Genomic DNA, 21824 nt, shown 5'->3' with positions numbered 1-21824 from the left:
GTCGGCGATACGCGTCTGCGCGCCGGCCGCCGACGCAGAAAATTGAGTTACATCTCGTCGAGACGTTCGCGTTCGCGCGTGCGGACAAGCTCGGCGACGCCGGTCCAGGCCCATGCGCGTCCCACATCGCCTTTCTGGCCGTGATACAGCGCGAAGAATTCGGCTATCCCCGCCGCATACAATCCGTGTTTGCCTTCGAGGACCTCGGCCATTGCGCCTAGGTCCTGGGGCGGCGGCGTGAAATCCATTTCTTTGTTCAAAGTCGCCCGGGCAGGCCAAGTCATCGCAAATTCCTATTCAAGTCGTAGTTGGAAAACTGACGACTCGGGAAAAGCAAGTTTGGAGCCATGTTGCGTGCGGATGCTTTCCGTACGTCCTAAAGGTAGGTTAAACTGAACAGCTTTTGATTGATTTCGGGCGCATAGACCGGAAAGCTAGGGCGAAAGTCGTATGAATAACGTTTCCGAGGCATCGGCGCTGATCGCTGTTGCGATCGCTGTTTTCGTTACCGCTTCGCCCGTAATGGCCCGCGAGTGTCCTGTTTTGCGCGGGTGTGCCGGAATGGAACTCGCGCAAGACGTTGCGCCGGACGATGGCGCACCCGATGCCAATTCGGCGCAACCACCGTCGCAAGCTTCGCCTGACGACGGTTCTTCGGGAGACGATAGCGCCCAGTCGCCGGATGACGATGGAGGGAATGGCGACGACGGCGACAATTCCGATCAGGCATCGCCGCCGGATTCGGCTCAGCCTCCCGGATGCCCCTTTGACGACAGGCCGCTGGAGCTACTGGTCTAGACTGCGCGAGTGCGATTGCGGTTAATCGGCCGTCGCGGCAGCAGCACTCGGCGCATCGCCGCTCGCTGCGGGAGCGCTCGGCGTTGGATCAACCGGTCCCTTCAACGCCGCAGGTTCAGCATTCGCAGCGGCAGCGGCCTTTTCGGCGGCTCTCTTCTTGGCGGCTGCAAGCTTGCGCTTCGACTTGTGCTTGTGTCCGGCGGTATGGCTGCGTTGGGGGTGACAGCCCCATGCCGCGACCGAATCGCGGACGGATTGCACCGTCTTATAATTCGGGTCCATCGGGTAGTTGTCGATGGTCGAGGTATTGAAGAGCTGCTTCCAGTCGTAGTTCTGGAAACCGTATTCGAGCATGGCCGCGGCGCGGATGGCGCGTTCGTTGCCGGAGGACTCGCCAAGAAGGACGGCCATCAGCCGGTGATCGTCGCGGGTCGCGGCGGCAACGACGTTGTAGCCGGAATCGCAGGTGAAGCCGGTTTTCAGCCCGTCGGCGCCGGGGAATGTTTTGAGCAACGCGTTATGGCTGCCGAGGCGGCGCTTGCCGATGTGCATGGCAGGCATGGCCCAGTAGCTGGCGTACTGAGGGTACTCGCTGGTCACGGCGCGCGCGATCTTGGCGATATCCCGGGCGCTGGTTAGCTGTCCGGGATCAGGCAAGCCATTGGTGTTGACGTAGCTCGTGTGCGTCATGCCGAGGCGTTTCGCCGTCGCGTTCATGCGGTCGATGAATTTCGCTTCGCTGCCTGAGATTGCTTCCGCCAGCATCACCGTTACGTCATTGGCAGACTTGATGATCACCGCCTGCAATGCCTGCTTGACGGTCAGCGTCTGGCCGACTTGCAGGCCGACCTTGCTCGGCGGCTGAAGCGTTGCGGGCAATGAGCAGGGAATTTTGTCGTCGAGATGAATCTCTCCGTTCTTGACCGCTTCGAACGCGACGTAGGCCGTCATCAGTTTTGTGAGAGACGCGGGATGCCAGATGTCGTCGATATCTTCGGCGTACAGAATCTTTCCCGTCGAAGGCTCGAACAGCAGAGCGGGGCCGGCTGCGGCGGGTGAAGCCGCCAGCCACATCAGCACTGCTGCTACGATGGCCGTCGTCAGTGAGCGCATACGGTCCTCAATATTTCTTAGGCTGGGCTAACATATTCGCACGAACGGGCCAACCGACGGCCCGGACGGCGCGAAGCTTATGACAAGTTGTGTTGCTTATGCGGCGCTACTTTAGGGAAAGCTTGCTCTGTGATCGAGATTCAGCAATTCACGGCCCCCAAGTTTAATATGCCCTTTTGTGGGATACCAGCACGGCATCGGCGCGTTCCCCACCTCGTGGGACATACCCTGGCTTTTTTCGTTGGCTGTGAGGCGTGATGACACGCTTGGTCTCAATTTGAATTTGCCGGGCTTGATCGGCGAGATCGCGGCGCATCGCAATGGCATGCGCGGAAAATGCAGGGGTGATGTTCGGCACATGGCAATTTCCAATTCCAGACAACAGTCTGTGCCCGACACCGGCGCGCGCGAGCGGATCGCGATTTTTTCGGCTCTGGCGCTGGTGTTATTGCTCGCATCTCTCGATCAGACCATCGTTTCGACGGCGCTGCCGACGATCGTGCGTGAGATCGGCGGGCTGTCGCATCTGTCGTGGATCGTCACGGCCTATCTGCTTGCGACGACGATCGTCGTGCCGCTCTATGGCAAGCTTGGCGACCTGTTCGGACGGCGGATCGTGCTGCAGGTCGCGATCCTGATCTTCCTCGTCGGTTCGGCGTTGTGCGGTGTGGCGCAGAACCTGCCCGAGCTGATCGCATTCCGCATTGTGCAGGGCCTCGGCGGCGGCGGATTGATCGTGACGGCGATGGCGGTCATCGGCGACGTCGTGCCGCCGCGCGAGCGCGGGCGCTATCAAGGATTTTTCGGCGGTGTGTTCGGGTTGTCGACTGTGCTCGGTCCACTGATTGGCGGGTTCATCGTCGGCAATGCGTCGTGGCGCTGGATCTTTCTGATCAACTTGCCATTCGGCATCCTGGCACTCGCCGTGATCAATAGGACTTTCCGGCCGCATCGGAAGCCGTCGAAGATCCAGATCGATTATCCTGGCGCCATGCTGCTGGCCTTGACGTTGACGTCGATCGTTATCGTCACGAGCCTCGGGGCGACGCTGGCATCGGAAGCGCCGGTCAGTCTCGTTGCCTTTTCGCTTCTCGGTCTCGTGTCGCTGGCGTCATTCATTTACATTGAGACGCGCGTTGCGGACCCATTGCTACCGCTGACCCTGTTCGCCAATCGCGCTTTCGTTGTCGCCGCGGCGATCGGGTTTATTGTCGGACTGGCGCTGTTTGGTTCGATCACGCTGCTGCCGCTTTACCTGCAGATCGTCAAAGGGCTCGATCCGACGAGCGCGGGCCTGCATCTGACGCCGATGATGCTTGGCGTATTCGTCAGTTCGATCACGAGCGGGCAGATCATCAGCCGGATCGGCCGCTACAAGATGTTTCCGATCATGGGAACCGGCGTGATGACGGTAGCGCTGGTGCTGCTATCGTCCATTACGGTCGATACCTCGGCGTCGACGGCGTCGGTCTATATGGTGCTGCTCGGCCTAGGGCTCGGCATGGTCATGCAGATCTTGGTGATGGCGGTGCAGAATGCTGTCGCCTACGAGCAGCTTGGTGTCGCGACGTCAGGGACGACGCTATTCCGATCGATTGGCGGCTCCGTCGGAGCCGCGCTCTTTGGTGCGATTTTCGGTTTTGCGTTGAACCGGGAAATTGCAGCCCACGCGCCGCAGCTTGCCGACACGATGAGCGATCCGACCGCAATCGGCGCGCTCTCCGCCGAATTGAAAGCGACGTACAACGAATTGTTCGTCGCGGCGCTGCATCCGGTTTTCCGAACAGCCGCCGCAACGGCGTTCGTCGCGTTTTTGCTATCGTTCCTAATCAAGGAAGTGCCGCTCAGGGCGACGCTCGCTGTGGAGCCGCAGAACGATCCGCTGCAAATGCCGCGCGATGCGACGTCGCTTGAAGAGCTGGCGCGGATCGTCGAACGCATTACGGCGAAAGAAAACCGTTGGCGCTACTATGAGCAGGCAGCGAAGCGGTTCGATGTCGCGCTACAGCCGGATGAATTCTGGCTTCTGGCGCGGCTTGGCGAAATCGGCGGCCGGGCAGATAAGGCCGAGCTTCGCCAGCGGCTGGGGCCTAAGGAAACGCGGCAGCCGCGGGTTTTTCACCGTCTCGAGGAGGCCGGCATGGCCCGCGAGGCGCCGGGCGGCTTTGTCGAGTTAACTGAGACGGGGCAACAACTTTACGCGCGGCTGCTGCGACAGCGGCAGGACAATCTAGAAAAGATGCTCGCGGATTGGGACGTCAATCAGCATCCGGAAGTGCGCGCCTTGATGAAAGAGCTGGCAACCTCATTTGCCAGCTCTCCGCCAGTGAAACCGGGCGTTATGACTTCGGCTTAGAGAGCACGCTGAGTTCGGCGAATTCCGCGTCACTCAGTTTGATGTTGGCGCCGATCATGTTTTCCTCAAGGTGCTTGACCTTCGAGGTGCCGGGAATCGGAAGCATGACAGGGCTGCGCTTCAGCAGCCACGCGAGTGCGATCTGGCTTGGTCCGGCGTCGTGATTTTTCGCGATTGCTTCGAGGCGTGAGCCTGGCTTGGCGAGATCACCGGCCGCAAGCGGAAACCAAGGAATGAAGCCGATGCCATGCTTTTCGCAAAAGTCCAGCACGTCTTCGCTGGCGCGGTCGGCGAGGTTATAGCGGTTTTGCACCGTCGCGACTTTGAAGAATTTCTGCGCCGCTTCGATCTCTTTCACGCCGACCTCACTCAAGCCGACATGCCAGATCAGACCTTCAGCCTGCATCGCTTTGATCGCATCGAACTGTTCGTTCTGCGGCACCGTCGGGTCGATACGGTGCAACTGCCAGAGATCGAGGCGTTCGACGCCCAACCGACGAAGGCTGAGAACAACCTGCTGGCGAAGGTATTCGGGGCGGCCTAGCGGGATCCAGATGTTAGGACCGGTGCGGGCAAGGCCGGCCTTCGTTGCGATCTTGATGCCCTTGTAGGGATGGAGCGCTTCACGGATCAGGCGCTCGCTGACTTCGGGGCCGTAGCTGTCGGCGGTGTCGATGAAATCGATATCGAGTTCAGGAAGCTTGCGAAGCGTGCGCAGGCATTCGTCCTTGTCGGAGGGTTCACCCCAAATGCCGTTGCCGGTGATGCGCATTGCGCCGAAGCCTAGGCGGTTGACCGGCATGTCGCCGCCGATCTTGAAGACTCCGGAGTGGTTTTTGACGATTGTGCTCGATGACATTGCTGCCTGCCTTTCGTTTCTAAGTGAGCGGTTCAGGTCGGAGGGTCGCGCCCGGTCCGGGACGTATGAGGATTGGTTGGCAACGGCATTCGACACAACGCATGAACAAAGCGTCGCGATAACCGGTCGAATTCTATCGAGCCAATGATCGCGGCGCTTGTTTACCTCAACGCGAGTCCCTCGGTGTCGGCAGCACCTCCGAGCACGCGGTCTGAACGCGGATGTCGTTGCCGATGAAGCGGCAAACTTCTTCCTTGCGCGATGGATTGTTTCGAATGGCGCTGGCCGAGGCTTTGAAACCGTATTCGCGGGCCACCTGAGCAAGGTAGCCGTCGCGGCAATAGGGTGTCGAGATCGGTTGGCCGTTCACGATCTGATAGTCTTCCCGACATTCGATGGCGCTAGCGCTTGTCGCGGCTGCGATCATGAATGAGCCTGTGAGAAAGACGAACAGTGCGGCATTGGACTTCAACATGGAAGTTTCTCCAATCGGCGCACGTGCATGCGGGCACGCAGCGGGTTTCCAGGGCGGAACGCTGGGCCGCCGGTCACGTTCCGCCCGACATATGGGGAGCCGTTAGGGAAGGCTCAATACGGTCCGCGGGAAGCAATATTCGCAATTACGTTATTGAGTGCGCCGATGCGCCGCTGGTAGGCGGCGTCGAGGCAACCAACGTCTTTGCCGCAAGCGTCTCGCGACGCGAGCCAGTTGCGCTGGGCATCCTGGATGTCGCCACGCTGGCCCATGGCGACGAGCGATGTCGCGACCGAAAACAGCGTCGCCATGCGGGCTTCGCTTTGGCCGAGCGGATATGAGCTGCAGATCGTTTTTTCTGCGGGGGAGCTGGCTTTGTGACAGTTGAGAGGGGCGTAATCACCAGCCCAAGCCGCGCCTGAGGCACTTGCGAGCGCTATCGCCGTCACCATCGGAAGTATGGCGCGTCTCGGCATCATTCTTTGCTCCGTTGGGAATTGCTAGAACATCGACGAGAGCGACTGCTGCAAGGAATTGAAGCCCTTGCTGATCGTCGTTTCGACGTCCTCATATTTGGCAGGACGGCGCCGCGCTGTCTTGGTTTTTTTCGTCTTTACCGATGTTGCCTTGCGAGGCTCGGGCTGCGGCGTCATCTCGGACGGTTGTGGATCGACGGATTGCGCGGCCGGAAGCGGGCTGTCGCCTTCGAAATGGAGTGTGGAAGCCGGAGCGGACGTATCATCGGTCGGCGATACATCGTTGCTGGCGGTCACTTCCGGCGCGGCGGCGCGAGGCGTGCTGGATGATGCTGGCTTATCTTCCGATGCAGCCATGGCCGTTGGCGTCAGCATTCCAGCCGGCGCCAAGGCGCGGCCGAGCAGAGAGGGTGCGGGCGTGGTGTGACGATCTTCCGCGGCGCCATTAGCTGCACGCATCTTTGAACCTTGCAGCACGGCGTTGGCCTCAGCAGCAGATGCCTGCAACGCCGAACCCAGAGCACCAGTTTCGATTGTGCGTTCGGGACGGCAGATCGCAGCCGCGTTGGAGTCGATCAAAGCGGCGAGCGCTGCGTCCGGTGCGCCGACCGGCAGTTCGGCGTTCACGGTTTTGAGGAAGCCGCGCATAGCGTCTTTCGACGCATCGCTCCAGACGCCACTGATCGGGCCGTCATAGCATTCGGCACGGGCCAGGGCTTTCTGGAGTTTGCGAATGAGGGCGGCGCGATCGACCGCGGGGGCGGGAAGGCCGACCGGGCGCGGCACCGACATCGCGGCTTCGCGGATAAGGTTCGGCGATTGTGACAGCTGGGCGCGGACGAGAGGGCGGTCGGCGACGGCATCAGCGTCGGCCGGGGCCGAGACGCTATCAGGCGCGGTTGCGAGATAGAGGGCAAAGCCCACCCCCACCGTCATGGCGAGGAGGAAAAAGCCGCCGAGAGCCGTAAACAGGCTGGCCAGTATGGTCCGAACGCTACCCACTCTTACGATACTCTGCTTACAAAACAGACGCTGACATATCGACGTGTCCGGCCCGACTATGACGATGAGGGTCATCAGCGGGCGCGGTAGATAGTAAAAGCCGCAATCGAGCTGGACGCGCGCAATTGCGGTGACTGGAATGGATTTTTTCTAGGGCTTGGGACGGCGGCCGCATAGTGCCGGAGCGCACTTTGTTGCGCAAAATGCTGGCGTTCAGCACGCCTACTGGGATAGCGCTGCAAGCTTGCAACAGGGGGCTTGACGGCAGGGCGGAGTTGGAGGGCCTAATCGCGTCCGAATTTGACGTTCTCCTGTGGCCGATGCATATCGTTCGCTTGTCATTTTAAATTGCATATATCATGTATCTGCGCGTTGCCGCGGGCGGCCCCGAACACGGAAGGGCCGCCCAGCAAAATTTGGATCGGAAGGGGAACGCAGTTTGGCAGATCGAAAGACAAGTCCGCGGATCGTCGTGACCGGTTTGGGCGTCGTCTCGCCTCTTGGAGCGACCGTCGAGACGACGTGGCAGCGCCTCGTCGCCGGCCAATCGGGAATCCGGCGGCTCGACGATGCCATCGTTCCCGATGTCGATTGCAAGGTTGCGGGCGTCGTTCCTGACATCAGCGAAGATCCCAACGGTTTCGACGTCGCGAAGGCCGTGCCGGTGAAAGACCGGAGAAAGATGGATCGCTTCATTCAATTCGCCGTTGAAGCCTCGCGCCAAGCGTTGGCGCAGGCGGGGTGGGCGCCGGACAATGAAACATCGCGCGAGCGGACGGCGACGGTAATCGGCTCAGGCATCGGCGGGTTTCTCACCATCACCGATGCGGTTCATACGGTCGATCAACGGGGCGCAAAAAAGCTCTCGCCGTTCACGGTCCCGGCGTTTCTCGTCAACCTCGCGGCTGGCAACGTTTCGATCATGTTCGGTTTGAAGGGGCCGCTCGGTGCGCCTGTCACGGCATGCGCTGCGGGCGTACAGGCGATCGGCGACGGCATGCGCATGATCCGCAGCGGCGAAGCCGATATCGCGCTGTGCGGTGGCGCGGAAGCATGCATCAATCGTGTGGCGCTGGGCGCGTTTGCAGCGGCGCGGGCGTTATCGACCGGCTTCAACGATACGCCGGAGAAAGCCTCGCGGCCGTTCGATGCGGCGCGCGACGGTTTCGTCATGGGCGAAGGCGCAGGCATGCTCGTGATCGAGACAGAGGAGCATGCGCTGGCGCGTGGGGCCAAGCCGCTTGCCGAACTGGTGGGTTATGGGACAAGCGCCGATGCCTACCATTTGACGTCCGGGCCGCCGGATGGAAACGGCGCACTGCGCGCCATGCGGGCGGCGCTGGCGATGGCGGGTATCGCGCCAGGCGACATCGGGTATCTCAACGCGCATGCGACGTCGACTCAGGTGGGAGACGGCGGGGAGGTCGCAGCTATGCGTGCGCTTTTCGGAAATGGTCCCGGCGCTGCGATTTCATCGACGAAGTCAGCGACGGGGCACTTACTCGGGGCAGCGGGCGGACTTGAAGCGGTCTTCTCGGTTCTGGCCCTACGTGACGGCGTCTTGCCGCCGACGCTCAACCTCACCGATCCCGATCCGGAAGCGCAAGGCCTTGATCTGATTGGACCGGAAGCGCGCAAGAGCGACGTTGAATACGTGCTCTCGAACGGCTTCGGGTTCGGCGGGGTCAACGCTTCGGTGATCTTCCGCCGCTGGGCGACGTGACGTTATCCGGCGTCTCAACGGCCGGCGATCTGGTCGGCCATGGCCGCGATCGTGCGGTCGTAGACGTCGGCTTTGTTCCACTCGGCGATGACGCCATAGTTCGGCGATCCGGGCTGCCAGCCTGCGCCGCGCTGCCAGCCGTGCCCGGCAAGGAAGTTGGCGGTCGAGGCCAGAACGTCCGGTACGCTGTGGATCAGATCCTTGCGGCCGTCGCCGTCGAAATCGACGGCGTAGCGGATGTAGGGCGTCGGCAGGAATTGCGTCTGGCCGATTTCGCCCGCCCACCCGCCGCGCAATTGCGATGGTGTCAGGTCGCCTTCTTCAACGATCCGCAGGGCGTCGAGCAACTGGCCGGTGAAGAATTCGGTGCGGCGGCAATCATAGGCAAGCGTTGCAAGCGAACGGATGATCGAATAGCGGGCGCCAAGGTTGGCGCCGTAGTTCGTTTCCAGTCCCCAGATCGCAACGATAACGGGCGCAGGCACGCCGAACCGTTTTTCGATGCGATCGAAGAGGGCGCGATGGCGCTGCATCAGCGCGCGGCCGTGCCGGATCATCGCGTTGCTGACGCGGCGGGCGTAGAATTGTTTGAAGCTCAGCTTGAATGAGTGCTGTGAGCGGTCCAGGTGGATTACGGTCGGATCGTACGTCACGCCCGATAACGCCGACACCACCGTGCTGGATTTGATGCCTTGCGCTGCGGCTTGCTGGCGGAATTTTTGTAGCCACGCGTTGAAACCGCTGGGGCCGTTGCCGCACTGGGCGAGCGCCTGTCCCGCGGTTCCAGACAGCACGAGGCAGGCGAGGGCCGCGGCCCGGAGTTTGGACAGCGGCGATGCGACGGGGGCGGATGACATGCGGTTCTTCCGGAATTGTCGAGTGCAAATAAGATCTTATTGAGAATGTCGGCCGACGGCCATCTCCCTTACTGTCATAGATTGCGCGCATCGCCAAATGCTTATCTCGGCGCACTGACGTTGGGCGGACGATGCCGACGGGTTGTTCCGCAAGGAACAGCCGGGGGCGGGACATCATGCGAACCATCGCGCTTTATCGCGATTGCGGATGATGTGTGATGACGGCAGATTTTTTTTCGCTCGTAGACCTTGGCGCCCTAATGCTTGGACTGGTCGTCGTCGGCGCGATCATCTTCGCCGTTTCAACCAGTTCTGACGACCCTTCGGGTTTATCCGGATTTTTGCGCCATAAGCCCATCAAAACGGATGCGGCGCGGCGGAAGCGCAAATAACGCCATTGGCGAAGTGGACACTACTTGGACTAATGCATCGAAATGATCGCGAAGGGGCGCCCGCTTGCCGCCGCCTTCGCCTTGCTTCGTCGAAATCTCAGAGTTTGCAGAGTGTCGCCTGTGCATGGCAGGTCCACCCAAAGCCGCCCTGCGAGCAATGGTATTTGCGCGGGCTGAACGTGTAACCCGGTGTTCCCGCGCCCGTCATCCAAACTGCCCAAACGCCCCAGTCTGTGGCTTGAAGAAGAGCTTCGTCAGCCTGGAACTTGGCTGTGTCTTCGGTGAGCGCCTCGCCCATCGAATATTTTTTAAAGCATGAGTGCGAATGAGCGCTGGCCGGAGCGGCGGAGAACGTCGCAGCGGCGAGAGCGGCAAATGTCAAAACAGTGATCTTGCGCATCGGCTTCACTCCTCAATGTGAATAGCAAGCGGAGAGGGTGCCACAGCGCAAGAAACGGTGTTCATGACAAATAATGAACGTTGGTCGATTTCGGTGGAATCGCGGCTCATTTGCATCACATGCGGTCATTTGGATTTTTTCGCGGCGGATATTTAGCTGCGCGGCGGCGAAGCGTTCTCGATCCAGGCGCTCATGCCGGGCTCGATGCCTTCGGCCGGTTTGATTGGGTCGATCCGTACCAGGAAGCTGTTCAGGTCGTGATCGTTGACGGCCCGAGCCGCGCGCCACACGGCGAATTCACCGAGAGGTAGGAGCTTCCCGCGAGCACGTCACCCTTGTGGATCTGCTGGCCGGGCTTCACGAGGATCGAGTCCAGCCGGGCAATGCCTTCGGGAGCGATCCTGATTTCGGTTTCGCGCACGATGCCGATGGGCGTTGCGATCTCGGCCGGTGGCTCGCGGTGGAGACAATAGATGCCGCCCGCTGCGCGCAGCGTGACCAATCCGAGCAGGAGAATGCGGGTTTTCATCATCGTTGCCCGTTCGTAAGCCGAGCCGAGCGGCGGCCCGGAAGCCAACCGGACAGGGCCGTCAGTGCCGCGTAAACGGCGACGAGAATCCAGAGCTGTAGCCAGTCATGGGACAGTTCATGCGGCGTCGCACCCATCTGGTTGACGCGTACTAGACGTCGATGGCCGACGTGCTCGGGAAGATGAAGCTGAAGGATTTGAGCGCCGCGGGGATCACCTCGCGCGGCCACGCGACGCCGACATGAAGAATAGCGGCAGCCTCGCCCTGCACGAGGACCGGTTGCGGCTGAGCCAAATACCAGAACGAGAGACCGACGATCGCTGCGATATTGATGCTCACGATAATCGCGGGGCGCGTGCGACCGAGGGAGGCGGGGCCGAGCTCGGCTTGCTATCGGACGCCGCAGGCTTGCTCGGGGCGGGCGATGGATCGGCGTCCGTCATCCAACGGCTATTGCGAAACGGGGATTGGGACACTTTATCTCGCTTCGCACTCGTGAAGGATGGGTGTCATAGGTCTTTAACGCTCGCGGCCCATTGGGGGGGTATTCCAATGCGCGACCATGCGTAGCTTACAATTAAAGAGGCTCGGCACGATGTTTCGGAAAACCACGATTTTTTGCGCGGTGCTTGTCGCATGCATCTCGATGCCGATTGCGCTCTCGGCAGAGGAGGCATCCTGCCCCAAGCCGACGACAGATCCGCTCGTCAAATTATTGTCGCCGCCACCCTGTGATAGCTGCGCACAGACGAAAGTGGAACTCGAAGAACTGCAGACATTGCAGCAAAATCGAACAGAGGCGCAGGCAGACCATGCACACGCCGATTATAAAATTTCGCTCGCGCGTTTTATCGAGGGCGCTGATATCAAGTTCGATGGTGCGGCACTTGAGGCTTGCCATCCGATCTTTGATCGGCTGATGGAGCGGACGAAATCCGCGGCTGAGCATGCCAAGAATTCATTCTGCCGGACGCGGCCGTTCAATCTTCCAAACAACGATCTGAAGCCGTTGGAGTCCAGCAACAAGTATAGCCCATCCTATCCATCGGGGCACACGACGGCCGGTACGGCGCTCGGCGCAGTCCTCGCATATATGGTGCCGGAAAAGCGTGCCGTCTTTCTGGCGCGGGCTGCGGATTACGGTCACAGCCGGATGATTGCGGGCGTGCATTATCGCAGCGACATCGAAGCTGGAAAGCTGCTCGGCATGGCCGTGGCGGAAGAAGAGTTCTCCGACGATGCGCAGTTCCGGACCATGTTACCCGAAGCGACGAAATGCGTTCGCGGCGCGCTGGGCCTTGCATCCGAGGTGCCCGCCGCTGCTCCGGCGCAAGCGTCTGTCGAAACGCCCGCTGCGAAACCGTAAATCACGCGCGCTTATCGTCTCGCTGATTTTGTATCGTCTCTATGCCGCCTGCTGTCTCAGCGGGCGGCATTTTTTTGCTTGAAGCCTCACGTCTCCGCTTGTGGCTTCACAACAACATGCAATCGCAGATTCGGAGGGCGCGACGGCACGCGCGCTTGCATGTTTGGCCTCGCGCTTTTCTATATCGGATATTATAACATACAATACGAAAGATCCGGTATGGCTATTTCGAGAGTGCGCGGGCTTATGCTCGCTCTGTGTTCGGGTGTGAGCGTCATCCATGCTTCGAGCGCATCGGCGCAGACGACGGGGGGAACGGCGTCACCTGCGCCGGGCACGACGGACAATGCGACGGAAGCGCAGCTTCCTGCCGTCGTCGTGGCTGAGCCGAACGCCAAGGCGGCGACTAAAAAAGTCAAAACGGCTCGGCGCGCCAAAACACCGCCATCGCATGCAAACGCGCGACCATCGGCGCCGAGCCAAGAGCCGTCCGTTGGCGGAGCGCAAAGCGCCGAGAATCCGCTCGTGTTTCAGAACAATGCCTTCAACGCGGCGCGCAACGAGATCTTCACGCAGATCGGAACGAACCAGTATTCGTTCGGTGAGGATGCGCTTCGCGCGTTGCCGCAAGGTACGGAAACGCCCGTGAGCAAGGCGCTTCTGCAGGCGCCGGGTGTCAGTCAGGACTCGGCGGCGAGCGGGCAGCTCCATGTGCGCAACGACCACGCCAATGTGCAATATCGGATCAACGGCATTCTGCTTCCCGATGGCGTTTCGGGCTTCAGCGATGTGCTGGAAACAAGCTTCATCAGCAATCTGTCGCTGGTGACCGGTGCTTTGCCGGCACAGTACGGATTGCATACCACGGGGCTGGTCGACATCACGACGCGGGCGGGCGCGCAGGAGCCGGGCGGCACGATCGGCTTTTATGGCGGCAGTCGCGGCACCTTTACGCCCAGTCTCGAATATGGCGGCAGCACCGGAGCGGTCGATTACTTTTTCACCGGCCGCTATCTGATGAACGATGAAGGGATTGAAAACCCGACGTCGAGCCGGGACGCCATTCACGATCATACCGATCAAGAGAAGGGGTTCGGCTATGTCTCCGCGGTGCTCGATGACTCGACGCGGTTGAGCTGGATATCCGGCGTGTCGGTGCAAAATTTTCAGATTCCGAATACGCCCGGGCTGCCGACGGATACGCCATTTGCAGGTAATGGCGGTCTTCCGAATTATTTCAACTCGGCGCTGCTCAACGAAAACCAGTTCGAGCAGAATTACTATGATGTGATCGCGCTGCAGAAGAAGATCGAGAACGGCGATTATCAAATCGCGTACTTCTCACGTTACAGCGATCTCCATTTCAAGCCGGACGATACCGGTGACTTGTTCTTCAACGGCATCGCGTCGGACGTGCAGCGGCGCAGTTTCCTCAACGGCGTGCAAGCCGACGGCTCGTATCGGCTGAATGCGTACAACACGTTGCGGGCCGGGTTCACAGTCAGCGCCGAGCAGACGAAAGCGATCAGCAATTCATCCGTGATCGCCGACGATGGCTCCGTCGAGAATGGGCTGCTCGATGAGACGTCGAAACTTGGGTGGTTGATCGGTATCTATGCGCAAGACGAAATTCGTTTGACCGACAAGTTGACGCTCAATGCCGGTCTGCGTTTCGACCAGATGTACGAATACGTGGATGCCAATCAGTGGAGTCCGCGGGTCAGTCTGGAATACCGTCCGTTCCAAGGAACAACGCTGCATGCGGGATATGCCCGGTATTTCACACCGCCCCCGCAAGTGGCATCCGGGCCGACAAACATTGCGCTTTTCGATGGGACTGTCGCGGCAAGCAGTTGTCCGGCAGGCGGATGCGGGCTCGTGCAGCCTGAGCGGTCGCACTACTTCGATGCCGGCATTACGCAGACGATTTTTCCCGGGCTCGAAGTCGGCGTCGATGCCTACTACAAGCTAGCGCATGATCTTCTCGATGACGGGCAGTTCGGCGCTGCTCTCGTGCTCAATGCCTTCAACTATGAAAAGGCCGTCAACAAGGGCATCGAAATTACGACCAAATACAATTGGGGTAATTTCAGCGCTTACGGCAATGTCGCAATCGGCCAGCAGAAGGGCAAGAACATCATCTCCAACCAGTTCCTGATCGATCCGGATGATCTGGCGTTCATTGCCGACCATTACATCTTCACCGACCATTCGCAGACGATTACGGCGTCGGCCGGGTTTTCATACCTGTGGGATGGGACGCGGCTCAGCATCGACATGATTTACGGCAGTGGGCTGCGTACCGATACTGACGACGTTCCGAACGGTGCGAGCGTTCCGGCCTACACGCAAGTCAACCTCGGAATCTCGCATGAGTTCGCGAATTTGTTCGGGCGCCCGACGACGGTGCGTTTCGATGTCGTCAACCTGTTCGATGAGGTTTACACGATCCGCGATGGCGAAGGCATCGGCGTGTTCGCGCCGCAGTACGGTCCGCGGCGCGGATATTTCGTCGGCGTTTCGCAGAAGTTCTAGAACGAAAAAAGCTCGCCCCGGCGGGGCGAGCTTCTCATGGCGGCATGTCGATCCGCGGTTACGGATTGGTTGGCGGAGTTGTCGTGCTGTTGCTGTTGTTTGACGGAGCGGGCGTATTCGCTGCCGGACCGTTCTTGCTACCTTCGTCACCCTTTACGCCGGTTGCATCCTGTGAAGGGAGGGTCGACTTATCGATGTTGGTGTTGTCGCCGCCGACGCCTGTGTTACCCGACGAGGCACCCGTCGAAGAGCTGCTGTTTCCAGGCTGCGCTGCCGGGCCGTTCTTGCCGCCGGCTGCGCCTTCAACGCCTGGACCTGAGCTTTGCGGCGACATCGTCGCGTTGGAATTCTCTGCGGTCGGTGAGGTAGCGGGCTGCGTTGCGGTCGTATCGGCGACTTTCTGGCTTTGGTTATAGAAGTACCAACCGCCAAAGACGATCGCAGCAAGGAAGACGATGCCGACGATCAATGATCCCGTCGAATTACCGACGTCGTCTTGACCTAAATTGCGTTCACGTCCGGATTGCGGATCTTCGTATGTCATGTTTTTTCCTCCGAATACCTGTCGAAAGAACGACTGGGCGGCCTATCTGGTTCCTGTTTGCGCTGCGGAATTGAGTACTGTTACGCCTGCAGACGTTTCGGTGTGAGCGGGCGGTTATTCTTGCTGGCTTTTTTCGAAATTTTGTTGGTTATCGTGCGTCATGCTCAACGCCGGTCAATCGCGACATATGCCGATGATCAGCGTTTATTGCGCAGCGCGAAGAGTTCGTTATGGCAGATCATCAGTGGACATCAAAATTTCCGGGTCTCAAGTCCCTTGAACCGGAGATCACGAATTTACTTCTTCGCACCAGCATGGTCGTGGATTTGCCGGCCGGGACGCGGATCTTCGGGCCGGGACAATCGCCGGAAAATTATCTGCTGCTGCTCGAAGGGACGGTTCGCGTGCAGCAAGTCTCTGAGAACGGTCGCGAGATCGTGCTCTATCGGGTTGCCGCCGGGCAAAGCTGTGCGCTGACCACGGCCTGCCTGATGGGATATGAGGACTATCAGGCTGAAGGCGTGGCTGAGACAGCGGTGACGGCCGTCGCCATTCCGAGAGCGACGTTTGACGAAGCCATTGCGCGCTCTGCCGCTTTCCGGAAGTTCGTATTCACGGCTTTCAGCGTCAACGTCACGACGCTCTTCAAGCTCATCGAGGAGGTGGCGTTCTCACGGATCGACGAACGGCTGGCGCAACGCTTGCTGCAACTTGCGGACGCGGCTGGACATATCGAAATCACGCATCAGCAACTCGCGGCCGAGCTTGGGTCGGCGCGCGAGGTGATCGGGCGGCAATTGAACGAATTTCAGCGCCGCGGATGGGTCACCACATCCAGAGGTAGCATTGACTTGACCAATCCGGGGGCCCTGCGTCAGCTCGCCACTATGCATTAGTATTTTGCTATGTGACTTGATCACATACGGAGTTTTTTTTAACATTAGACCAGTCTCTGGAATTTCATTTCGGAGGCTACTATGAGCCCAAATGTCGGGATGTTCGATCGGATGCTCCGGATTGTCGTCGGTCTGATCCTTTTGAGCCTTGTGTTCGTCGGACCGAAAACGCTTTGGGGCCTTGTGGGGCTGGTGCCGTTTTTGACCGGTCTCGCACGGTTCTGTCCGGCCTATCAGCTTGCCGGCGTCAGCACCTGCGGATGCTGCGCCAAGGCAGCCGGCAAGAACAAATAACAAAGCGCCGCGAGGGGCGTTCGAGGAGCACAGCGATGGATCAAATCCCCCACCCCGTCGATCTCTCAGTCAAGCCGGAGGTCACCGCCTTTTTCGACGAGGCGACCAACACAGTAAGCTATGTCGTCAAAGATCCGAAGTCGGACGCCTGCGCGATCTTCGACAGTGTCATGGATATCGACTACGCGGCGGGCCGCATCAGCTATCAGTCGGCCGATAAGATCATTCGCTTCGTTCAGGATCATAACCTGAAGGTCGAATGGCTGATCGAGACGCATGCACATGCCGATCACCTGTCGGCGGCGCCGTACATTCAAGGCAAGCTTGGCGGCAAGCTCGGGATCGGCGCCAACATCAAGGTCGTGCAGGAAGTATTCGGTAAAATCTTCAACGACGGCACCGAGTTCCGGCGTGATGGTAGCCAATTCGATCGCCTTTTCGAAGACGGCGATACCTATACGATCGGCGGAATGGTGGCGTTCGCGATGCTGACGCCGGGACATACGCCTGCATGCATGACGCATGTCGTGGGTGACGCCGCGTTCGTTGGCGACACGCTTTTCATGCCAGACGGTGGCACGGCGCGGGCTGATTTTCCGGGTGGTGACGCACGGGTGCTTTACCACTCGATCAAACGCGTTCTGGCTCTGCCGCCGGAAGAGCGCCTGTTTATGTGTCATGACTACGGCCCCAATGGCCGCGACATCAAATGGGAAACGACGGTCGCGGAAGAGCGTGCGCACAATATTCATGTCCACGACGGTGTCAGCGAGGACGAATTCGTCCAGATGAGGACGGCGCGCGATGAAACTCTGGCGCTGCCCAAGCTGATCATTCCGTCCATTCAGGTCAACATTCGCGGCGGCAACCTTCCCGATGCCGACGCCAACGGCAAACGACAGCTCAAGGTGCCGATCAACGAACTCTAATCCCCCGCCTTTTTCGATTTTCGCCATAGGACCTCGTGATGACCCCTAAAAAGCTTACCGACGATCTCTCGGTTTCGCCTCAGATTTTGCCCGGAGATGTTGCAGAGCTGGCGGCCATGGGATTCAAGTCGATCATTGATAATCGGCCTGATGGCGAAGGGTCGGATCAGCCCTCATTTGCCGAAATCGAGCGGGCTGCGAAAGCGAGTGGACTGACGGCACGGTATGTGCCGGTCGAAAGCGGCAAGGTCAGCGATGCCGATGCCGTGGAGTTCGGCGCAGCCCTTGCGCATATGCCCAAACCTATTCTTGCTTACTGCCGGACCGGCACGCGCAGCACCACGCTTTGGGCGCTCGCCGAGGCCGGCCGCATGCCGATGGCCGACATTCTGTCGAAGGCGAGTGCGGCAGGTTACGACATGTCCGGCGTTGCCAGTCGCATCGCTACAGGCGGCCGGATCGCATCGAGTGGCCCGGTCGAAAAATACGATATCGTCATTGTCGGCGGCGGCGCTGCAGGGGCTGCGGTTGCGGGAAGTTTGTTCGCGCGTAAGGGCAATCTGAAAATCGCGATCATCGATCCGGCCGACGTTCACTATTATCAGCCGGGCTGGACGCTCGTTGGTGGCGGCGTATTTACGCCTGAGCAAACCGTGCGGAAGATGGGTTCCGTGCTGCCGCGAAAGGCGACGTGGATCAAGGCCGCGGTTGCCGGTTTCGATCCGGACAACAATAGCGTGGTGCTCGAAGGTTGCCGCGCAATCCGGTACGATCATCTCATCGTTTGTCCCGGGTTGAAGCTCAACTGGGGCGGTATCGAAGGATTGACGGAGACGATCGGCAAGAACGGCGTAACGTCGAACTACCGCTACGACCTTGCTCCTTATACGTGGGAGCTGGTCAAAGGGCTGAAGGCGGGGCGGGCGATATTCACGCAGCCGCCAATGCCGATCAAGTGCGCAGGAGCGCCGCAGAAGGCGATGTATCTGTCGGCCGATCATTGGCTGCGGACAGGATGCCTCAGCAAGATCAACATCGAGTTTGATAACGCCGGTGCGGTGCTGTTCGGCGTGCCCGACTATGTACCCGCCTTGATGAACTACATTGAGCGCTACCATGTGCAGCTCAACTTCGGGCACAATCTAGTTTCGGTCGACGGTCCGGCGAAGCGCGCGCGTTTCGCGAAGGCTTTGCCGGATGGCACGAAAGAGATAGTCGAAAAGTCATTCGACATGATGCACGTCTGTCCGCCGCAGATCGCGCCGGATTTCATTCGTGCTAGTGTTCTGGCCGATGCTGCAGGATGGGTGGATGTCGATCCATCGACACTGAGACATAAGACGTACAAAAACATCTTCGGTCTCGGCGACGCCACCAATACGCCGAACGCGAAAACTGCGGCCGCGGCGCGCAAACAGGCGCCCGTCGTCGCCGAAAACGTTCTTCATGACATGGGGTATCGCCAAAGCCAGTGCGTCTATGATGGGTACGGTTCTTGCCCGCTCACGGTAGAACGCGGAAAGATCGTGCTTGCCGAGTTCACTTATGGCGGCAAGCTTTCGCCGTCATTCCCATCGGCGCTGCTTGATGGTCGCAAACCATCGCGAGCGGCTTGGCTTCTCAAGGAACGCATTCTCCCGCCGATCTACTGGCAGGCCATGCTGAAGGGCCGCGAGTGGATGGCAAAGCCCAAAGTCATGGCCTAACGGGAAGGCCGTGAATTCATGGAACACAATCTTCTAGCCGTCTTCTCCGGTTCGCTGGTCGGATTCGTTTTGGGATTGATCGGTGGCGGCGGATCGATTCTAGCCGTTCCCTTGCTCGTCTACGTTGTCGGCGTGCAGTCCCCGCATGTGGCGATCGGCACCAGCGCCGTTGCGGTGGCCCTAAGTGCCGTCGCGAGCCTTGTCGATCATGCGCGGCACGATCATGTCAAATGGCGGTGCGCCATCGTATTTGCCGCGGCCGGTATCGTCGGAGCCGCACTTGGGTCGGAACTCGGAAAGCAGGTCGACGGCCAAAAGCTGCTGCTGTTCTTCGGCATTCTCATGCTTGTCATTGCCGGGATGATGTTCATGAAGAAACATTCCGGCGGCAACGAAACAGTCGAATTGACCGCTGAAAGCGCGCCGAAACTGTTGCCCTATCTTTTGGGTTATGGCGTCGTGGTCGGCGCCGTTTCGGGGTTCTTTGGGATCGGCGGCGGCTTCCTTATCGTTCCAGGGCTCATGGCTGCAACGAACATGCCGATGATTTTCGCCATCGGGTCATCACTGTTCTGCGTCGCAGCTTTCGGTTTCACGACGGCCGGCAATTATGCGCTGTCGGGATTTGTCGATTGGCAGCTTGTCGGACTTTTCATTTCCGGCGGTGTCATTGGTGGTCTTATCGGACGGCAAGCCAGCTCGGCGCTGGCGAAAGAGAAGCGTCTGCTGTCGCAAAGTTTCGCCGCGATCGTGGCCGTGGTCGGCGTCTACGTCGTTGCCCGCGGCATTCCTGCGATCACCGGTTGAGCGCGTAAGCGCTCAGTTCCCTCTTGCCGAAGCTCGGTCCGCCGGTTGATGATATCGACCGGTGATCGGGCTGGTAGGGAGTGGGGTGCGGATGGCCGAGCAGAAAACGGTGGCGTTCTTTCCAGAGGCCGCCTACGGGCCGGCGCTTAATTCGGTGGGTATTGCTCAGGCCATCGAGGCGCGTGGATATAAAGCGGTTTTTCTGTCGGATCCCGGTTTCGTCGACGTTTATCGCTCGTATGGTTTTGAAGCCCATCCTGTCAATCTGTCGGAGCCGATGCCGCCGGAAGAGATGGCCAAGTTCTGGATCGATTTCATCAACGGGCATATCCCGAATTTCCGCAAATCCCCGTACGATCAGATCGATAACTATGTGAAGGATTGTTGGACCGCGATCGTCGATAGCGCGAAATGGGCGCAAAAAGATCTGCCCAGCGTCTTGAGCACGCTCAACCCCGATCTCATCGCCGTCGATAACGTGATTCTGTTTCCCGCGATCAAGCAGTTCGGCAAGCCGTGGGTGCGGATCATCTCGTGCTCGGAAAACGAGATCGAGGATCCGGCCATTCCTCCGCATCTTTCGGGATGTGCGCAGAACGATACCGAAGGCCATCAGCGGTATCGCGATCACTTCAACGACGTGATCAAACCCATTCATGACGATTTCAATGCATTTCTGGCGGACTGCAACGAAGCGCCGTATCCGATTGGCCAGTTCTTTGAGGCTTCGCCCTACATGAACCTGCTGCTTTATCCGGAAGCCGCAAAGTTCAGCCGCAGCGAGCCTCTGACGCCATCGCAGTTTCAGTATCTCGAAGGCTGTGTACGTAAGGAGAAGCCGTACGAGGTTCCGGAGTTTGCAGCGAACAACGACAAGCCGCTGATTTATGTTTCGTTCGGTAGTCTCGGATCGGGCGACACCGAACTCCTGAAGCGGATTATCGGGGTGATGGGCACGCTGCCATACCGCGCGCTCGTCAACGTCGGCGATTACATGGACAAATATGAGTCCGTACCCCCGAACGTCGTCATCGATAAGTGGTTTCCGCAGCCGTCGGTCATTCCGCAGGTCGAAGCCGTCATTCATCACGGTGGCAACAACTCGTTCACAGAGTGCCTCTATTTCGGGAAGCCCGCTATCATCATGCCCTATGTTTGGGACGGGCACGATAACGCCATGCGCGTCGAGGAGACGGGGCACGGATTCAAGATGCCGCGTTACGATTGGAGCGACGAAGAACTGGCGACCAAGCTTGACGCCTGCCTGCACGATCCGGCAATGCAGGCAAAGCTTGCCAAGACAAGCGCTCAGATGCTCGCACAAAACGGCCCGGAGAAAGCCGCGGCGATCATCGAGGCATTGCTTCAAAGCGGCCGCTACGACGGTTGAACGATCCATCCAGCAAGGACAAATCCGTGACCACACCGATTATACGCAACCCAGAAAACGTTACCGATCTTGCGGATTGGGGTGTCATCCCGACGGTGCTCGAAGGGCAATCGCAGACGTCGGGCAAGCTGCTGCATAAGAACGCGAATGGCGAGTCGGAGTGCGGAATCTGGGTGTGCACGCCGGGTAAGTGGGAATGCCATGTGACACGCGATGAGTTCTGCCATTTCCTCTCGGGCCGGTGCACGTACGTTCGCGACGATGGCGAAGTGATCGAGATTTTACCGGGAACGGCTGCATTTTTTCCGCAGGACTGGAAGGGCGTCTGCACCGTCCACGAGACCGTCCGCAAAGTCTATATGATCCGTTGAGGCCG

At 59.5% G+C, this 21824-nt stretch carries 25 protein-coding genes; 13 read left to right on the top strand and 12 right to left on the bottom strand.

The annotated features are described in order from the left end of the window. Positions 1–47: 47 nt before the first annotated feature. Positions 48–284 carry a hypothetical protein gene (locus tag RLW55_RS03415; protein ID WP_409561862.1) on the bottom strand — a complete coding sequence of 79 codons (237 nt, stop codon included), beginning with the start codon at positions 282–284 and terminating at the stop codon, positions 48–50. A 166-nt stretch (positions 285–450) separates the two neighbouring features. On the opposite strand from RLW55_RS03415, the gene RLW55_RS03410 reads away from it, so the two are divergent. Then, entirely contained in the window at positions 451–798 is a 348-nt protein-coding gene (locus tag RLW55_RS03410) for a hypothetical protein (RefSeq protein WP_414461500.1), read from the top strand. Positions 799–819: 21 nt separating this feature from the next. Here the strand turns inward: RLW55_RS03410 and RLW55_RS03405 are convergent, their stop codons facing one another. Next, positions 820–1911: a D-alanyl-D-alanine carboxypeptidase family protein gene (locus tag RLW55_RS03405; RefSeq protein ID WP_423415578.1), complete on the bottom strand. Its 1092-nt coding sequence runs from the start codon at positions 1909–1911 to the stop codon at positions 820–822. Positions 1912–2074: 163 nt separating this feature from the next. After that, positions 2075–2269, bottom strand: a complete 195-nt coding sequence (locus RLW55_RS03400) for a hypothetical protein (protein WP_423415577.1) — start codon at positions 2267–2269, stop codon at positions 2075–2077. Between RLW55_RS03400 and RLW55_RS03395 the strand changes: the two genes are divergently transcribed. After that, complete coding sequence (locus RLW55_RS03395) at positions 2270–4267, top strand: DHA2 family efflux MFS transporter permease subunit (protein WP_423415576.1); 1998 nt, start codon at positions 2270–2272, stop codon at positions 4265–4267. On the opposite strand, the gene RLW55_RS03390 is transcribed toward RLW55_RS03395, so the two are convergent. From RLW55_RS03390 to RLW55_RS03375, 4 genes are all read right to left on the bottom strand, one after another. Next, on the bottom strand, positions 4251–5126 hold the full coding sequence (locus RLW55_RS03390; RefSeq protein WP_423415575.1) for an aldo/keto reductase: 876 nt from the start codon (positions 5124–5126) through the stop codon (positions 4251–4253). The two genes, RLW55_RS03395 and RLW55_RS03390, sit on opposite strands and share 17 nt — an antisense overlap. Before the next feature lie 166 nt (positions 5127–5292). Then, positions 5293–5601, bottom strand: coding sequence for a hypothetical protein (locus tag RLW55_RS03385; RefSeq protein WP_423415574.1), 309 nt, complete (start codon positions 5599–5601; stop codon positions 5293–5295). 113 nt (positions 5602–5714) lie between these two features. After that, complete coding sequence (locus RLW55_RS03380; protein WP_409561867.1) at positions 5715–6080, bottom strand: lysozyme inhibitor LprI family protein; 366 nt, start codon at positions 6078–6080, stop codon at positions 5715–5717. 21 nt (positions 6081–6101) lie between these two features. Then, complete coding sequence (locus RLW55_RS03375) at positions 6102–7079, bottom strand: hypothetical protein (RefSeq protein WP_414461506.1); 978 nt, start codon at positions 7077–7079, stop codon at positions 6102–6104. A 439-nt stretch (positions 7080–7518) separates the two neighbouring features. Between RLW55_RS03375 and fabF the strand changes: the two genes are divergently transcribed. Further along, the gene (fabF, locus tag RLW55_RS03370) at positions 7519–8802 is read left to right on the top strand and encodes a beta-ketoacyl-ACP synthase II (protein WP_423415573.1); all 1284 of its coding nucleotides are present in this window, start codon (positions 7519–7521) and stop codon (positions 8800–8802) included. 14 nt (positions 8803–8816) lie between these two features. On the opposite strand, the gene RLW55_RS03365 is transcribed toward fabF, so the two are convergent. Beyond that, complete coding sequence (locus RLW55_RS03365; protein ID WP_409561870.1) at positions 8817–9659, bottom strand: lytic murein transglycosylase; 843 nt, start codon at positions 9657–9659, stop codon at positions 8817–8819. A 218-nt stretch (positions 9660–9877) separates the two neighbouring features. Between RLW55_RS03365 and RLW55_RS03360 the strand changes: the two genes are divergently transcribed. Continuing rightward, the gene (locus RLW55_RS03360; protein ID WP_414461508.1) at positions 9878–10051 is read left to right on the top strand and encodes a hypothetical protein; all 174 of its coding nucleotides are present in this window, start codon (positions 9878–9880) and stop codon (positions 10049–10051) included. Positions 10052–10148: 97 nt separating this feature from the next. On the opposite strand, the gene RLW55_RS03355 is transcribed toward RLW55_RS03360, so the two are convergent. The 3 genes from RLW55_RS03355 to RLW55_RS03345 all read right to left on the bottom strand — a co-directional run bounded on the left by RLW55_RS03355 (position 10149) and on the right by RLW55_RS03345 (position 11320). Next, positions 10149–10451, bottom strand: a complete 303-nt coding sequence (locus tag RLW55_RS03355) for a hypothetical protein (RefSeq protein WP_409561872.1) — start codon at positions 10449–10451, stop codon at positions 10149–10151. Between the two features lie 250 nt (positions 10452–10701). Beyond that, positions 10702–10983 carry a hypothetical protein gene (locus RLW55_RS03350; protein WP_423415572.1) on the bottom strand — a complete coding sequence of 94 codons (282 nt, stop codon included), beginning with the start codon at positions 10981–10983 and terminating at the stop codon, positions 10702–10704. A gap of 148 nt (positions 10984–11131) precedes the next feature. Continuing rightward, positions 11132–11320: a hypothetical protein gene (locus tag RLW55_RS03345; protein ID WP_423415571.1), complete on the bottom strand. Its 189-nt coding sequence runs from the start codon at positions 11318–11320 to the stop codon at positions 11132–11134. A 256-nt stretch (positions 11321–11576) separates the two neighbouring features. Between RLW55_RS03345 and RLW55_RS03340 the strand changes: the two genes are divergently transcribed. Then, on the top strand, positions 11577–12347 hold the full coding sequence (locus RLW55_RS03340; RefSeq protein ID WP_414461511.1) for a phosphatase PAP2 family protein: 771 nt from the start codon (positions 11577–11579) through the stop codon (positions 12345–12347). Positions 12348–12566: 219 nt separating this feature from the next. Next, a complete protein-coding gene (locus RLW55_RS03335; RefSeq protein ID WP_423415570.1) occupies positions 12567–14882 on the top strand; it encodes a TonB-dependent receptor domain-containing protein in 2316 nt (771 codons plus the stop codon). A 58-nt stretch (positions 14883–14940) separates the two neighbouring features. Here the strand turns inward: RLW55_RS03335 and RLW55_RS03330 are convergent, their stop codons facing one another. Further along, complete coding sequence (locus tag RLW55_RS03330; protein ID WP_423415569.1) at positions 14941–15426, bottom strand: hypothetical protein; 486 nt, start codon at positions 15424–15426, stop codon at positions 14941–14943. Positions 15427–15656: 230 nt separating this feature from the next. Between RLW55_RS03330 and RLW55_RS03325 the strand changes: the two genes are divergently transcribed. The 7 genes from RLW55_RS03325 to RLW55_RS03295 all read left to right on the top strand — a co-directional run bounded on the left by RLW55_RS03325 (position 15657) and on the right by RLW55_RS03295 (position 21819). Further along, positions 15657–16322 carry a Crp/Fnr family transcriptional regulator gene (locus tag RLW55_RS03325; RefSeq protein WP_423415568.1) on the top strand — a complete coding sequence of 222 codons (666 nt, stop codon included), beginning with the start codon at positions 15657–15659 and terminating at the stop codon, positions 16320–16322. Between the two features lie 81 nt (positions 16323–16403). Beyond that, a complete protein-coding gene (locus RLW55_RS03320; protein ID WP_409561879.1) occupies positions 16404–16616 on the top strand; it encodes a YgaP family membrane protein in 213 nt (70 codons plus the stop codon). Positions 16617–16651: 35 nt separating this feature from the next. Then, on the top strand, positions 16652–17545 hold the full coding sequence (locus tag RLW55_RS03315; protein ID WP_423415567.1) for an MBL fold metallo-hydrolase: 894 nt from the start codon (positions 16652–16654) through the stop codon (positions 17543–17545). Between the two features lie 38 nt (positions 17546–17583). Continuing rightward, a complete protein-coding gene (locus RLW55_RS03310; RefSeq protein WP_423415566.1) occupies positions 17584–19251 on the top strand; it encodes a TIGR01244 family sulfur transferase in 1668 nt (555 codons plus the stop codon). An 18-nt stretch (positions 19252–19269) separates the two neighbouring features. Continuing rightward, positions 19270–20058, top strand: a complete 789-nt coding sequence (locus RLW55_RS03305) for a sulfite exporter TauE/SafE family protein (protein WP_423415565.1) — start codon at positions 19270–19272, stop codon at positions 20056–20058. 91 nt (positions 20059–20149) lie between these two features. Beyond that, a complete protein-coding gene (locus tag RLW55_RS03300; protein WP_423415564.1) occupies positions 20150–21448 on the top strand; it encodes a glycosyltransferase in 1299 nt (432 codons plus the stop codon). 26 nt (positions 21449–21474) lie between these two features. Then, entirely contained in the window at positions 21475–21819 is a 345-nt protein-coding gene (locus tag RLW55_RS03295; RefSeq protein ID WP_423415563.1) for a cupin domain-containing protein, read from the top strand. Positions 21820–21824: the final 5 nt, after the last annotated feature.

Origin of the sequence: Hyphomicrobium sp. B1, from assembly GCF_049532635.1 — a bacterium.
Lineage (GTDB): Bacteria > Pseudomonadota > Alphaproteobacteria > Rhizobiales > Hyphomicrobiaceae > Hyphomicrobium_B.
This window is presented reverse-complemented; position numbering and strand designations above follow the sequence as displayed.

What these genes read in the sequence shown, in the direction of transcription:
- RLW55_RS03340 (WP_414461511.1), top strand. Translation starts at nt 11,577, where the DNA reads ATGTTTCGGAAAACCACGATTTTTTGCGCGGTGCTTGTCGCATGCATC.
- RLW55_RS03395 (WP_423415576.1), top strand. Translation starts at nt 2,270, where the DNA reads ATGGCAATTTCCAATTCCAGACAACAGTCTGTGCCCGACACCGGCGCG.
- RLW55_RS03415 (WP_409561862.1), bottom strand. Translation starts at nt 284, where the DNA reads ATGACTTGGCCTGCCCGGGCGACTTTGAACAAAGAAATGGATTTCACG.
- RLW55_RS03350 (WP_423415572.1), bottom strand. Translation starts at nt 10,983, where the DNA reads ATGATGAAAACCCGCATTCTCCTGCTCGGATTGGTCACGCTGCGCGCA.
- RLW55_RS03305 (WP_423415565.1), top strand. Translation starts at nt 19,270, where the DNA reads ATGGAACACAATCTTCTAGCCGTCTTCTCCGGTTCGCTGGTCGGATTC.
- RLW55_RS03335 (WP_423415570.1), top strand. Translation starts at nt 12,567, where the DNA reads ATGGCTATTTCGAGAGTGCGCGGGCTTATGCTCGCTCTGTGTTCGGGT.
- RLW55_RS03410 (WP_414461500.1), top strand. Translation starts at nt 451, where the DNA reads ATGAATAACGTTTCCGAGGCATCGGCGCTGATCGCTGTTGCGATCGCT.
- RLW55_RS03360 (WP_414461508.1), top strand. Translation starts at nt 9,878, where the DNA reads ATGACGGCAGATTTTTTTTCGCTCGTAGACCTTGGCGCCCTAATGCTT.
- RLW55_RS03325 (WP_423415568.1), top strand. Translation starts at nt 15,657, where the DNA reads ATGGCAGATCATCAGTGGACATCAAAATTTCCGGGTCTCAAGTCCCTT.
- RLW55_RS03310 (WP_423415566.1), top strand. Translation starts at nt 17,584, where the DNA reads ATGACCCCTAAAAAGCTTACCGACGATCTCTCGGTTTCGCCTCAGATT.
- RLW55_RS03330 (WP_423415569.1), bottom strand. Translation starts at nt 15,426, where the DNA reads ATGACATACGAAGATCCGCAATCCGGACGTGAACGCAATTTAGGTCAA.
- RLW55_RS03320 (WP_409561879.1), top strand. Translation starts at nt 16,404, where the DNA reads ATGAGCCCAAATGTCGGGATGTTCGATCGGATGCTCCGGATTGTCGTC.
- RLW55_RS03300 (WP_423415564.1), top strand. Translation starts at nt 20,150, where the DNA reads ATGGCCGAGCAGAAAACGGTGGCGTTCTTTCCAGAGGCCGCCTACGGG.
- RLW55_RS03385 (WP_423415574.1), bottom strand. Translation starts at nt 5,601, where the DNA reads ATGTTGAAGTCCAATGCCGCACTGTTCGTCTTTCTCACAGGCTCATTC.
- RLW55_RS03365 (WP_409561870.1), bottom strand. Translation starts at nt 9,659, where the DNA reads ATGTCATCCGCCCCCGTCGCATCGCCGCTGTCCAAACTCCGGGCCGCG.
- RLW55_RS03355 (WP_409561872.1), bottom strand. Translation starts at nt 10,451, where the DNA reads ATGCGCAAGATCACTGTTTTGACATTTGCCGCTCTCGCCGCTGCGACG.
- RLW55_RS03315 (WP_423415567.1), top strand. Translation starts at nt 16,652, where the DNA reads ATGGATCAAATCCCCCACCCCGTCGATCTCTCAGTCAAGCCGGAGGTC.
- RLW55_RS03380 (WP_409561867.1), bottom strand. Translation starts at nt 6,080, where the DNA reads ATGATGCCGAGACGCGCCATACTTCCGATGGTGACGGCGATAGCGCTC.
- RLW55_RS03390 (WP_423415575.1), bottom strand. Translation starts at nt 5,126, where the DNA reads ATGTCATCGAGCACAATCGTCAAAAACCACTCCGGAGTCTTCAAGATC.
- RLW55_RS03405 (WP_423415578.1), bottom strand. Translation starts at nt 1,911, where the DNA reads ATGCGCTCACTGACGACGGCCATCGTAGCAGCAGTGCTGATGTGGCTG.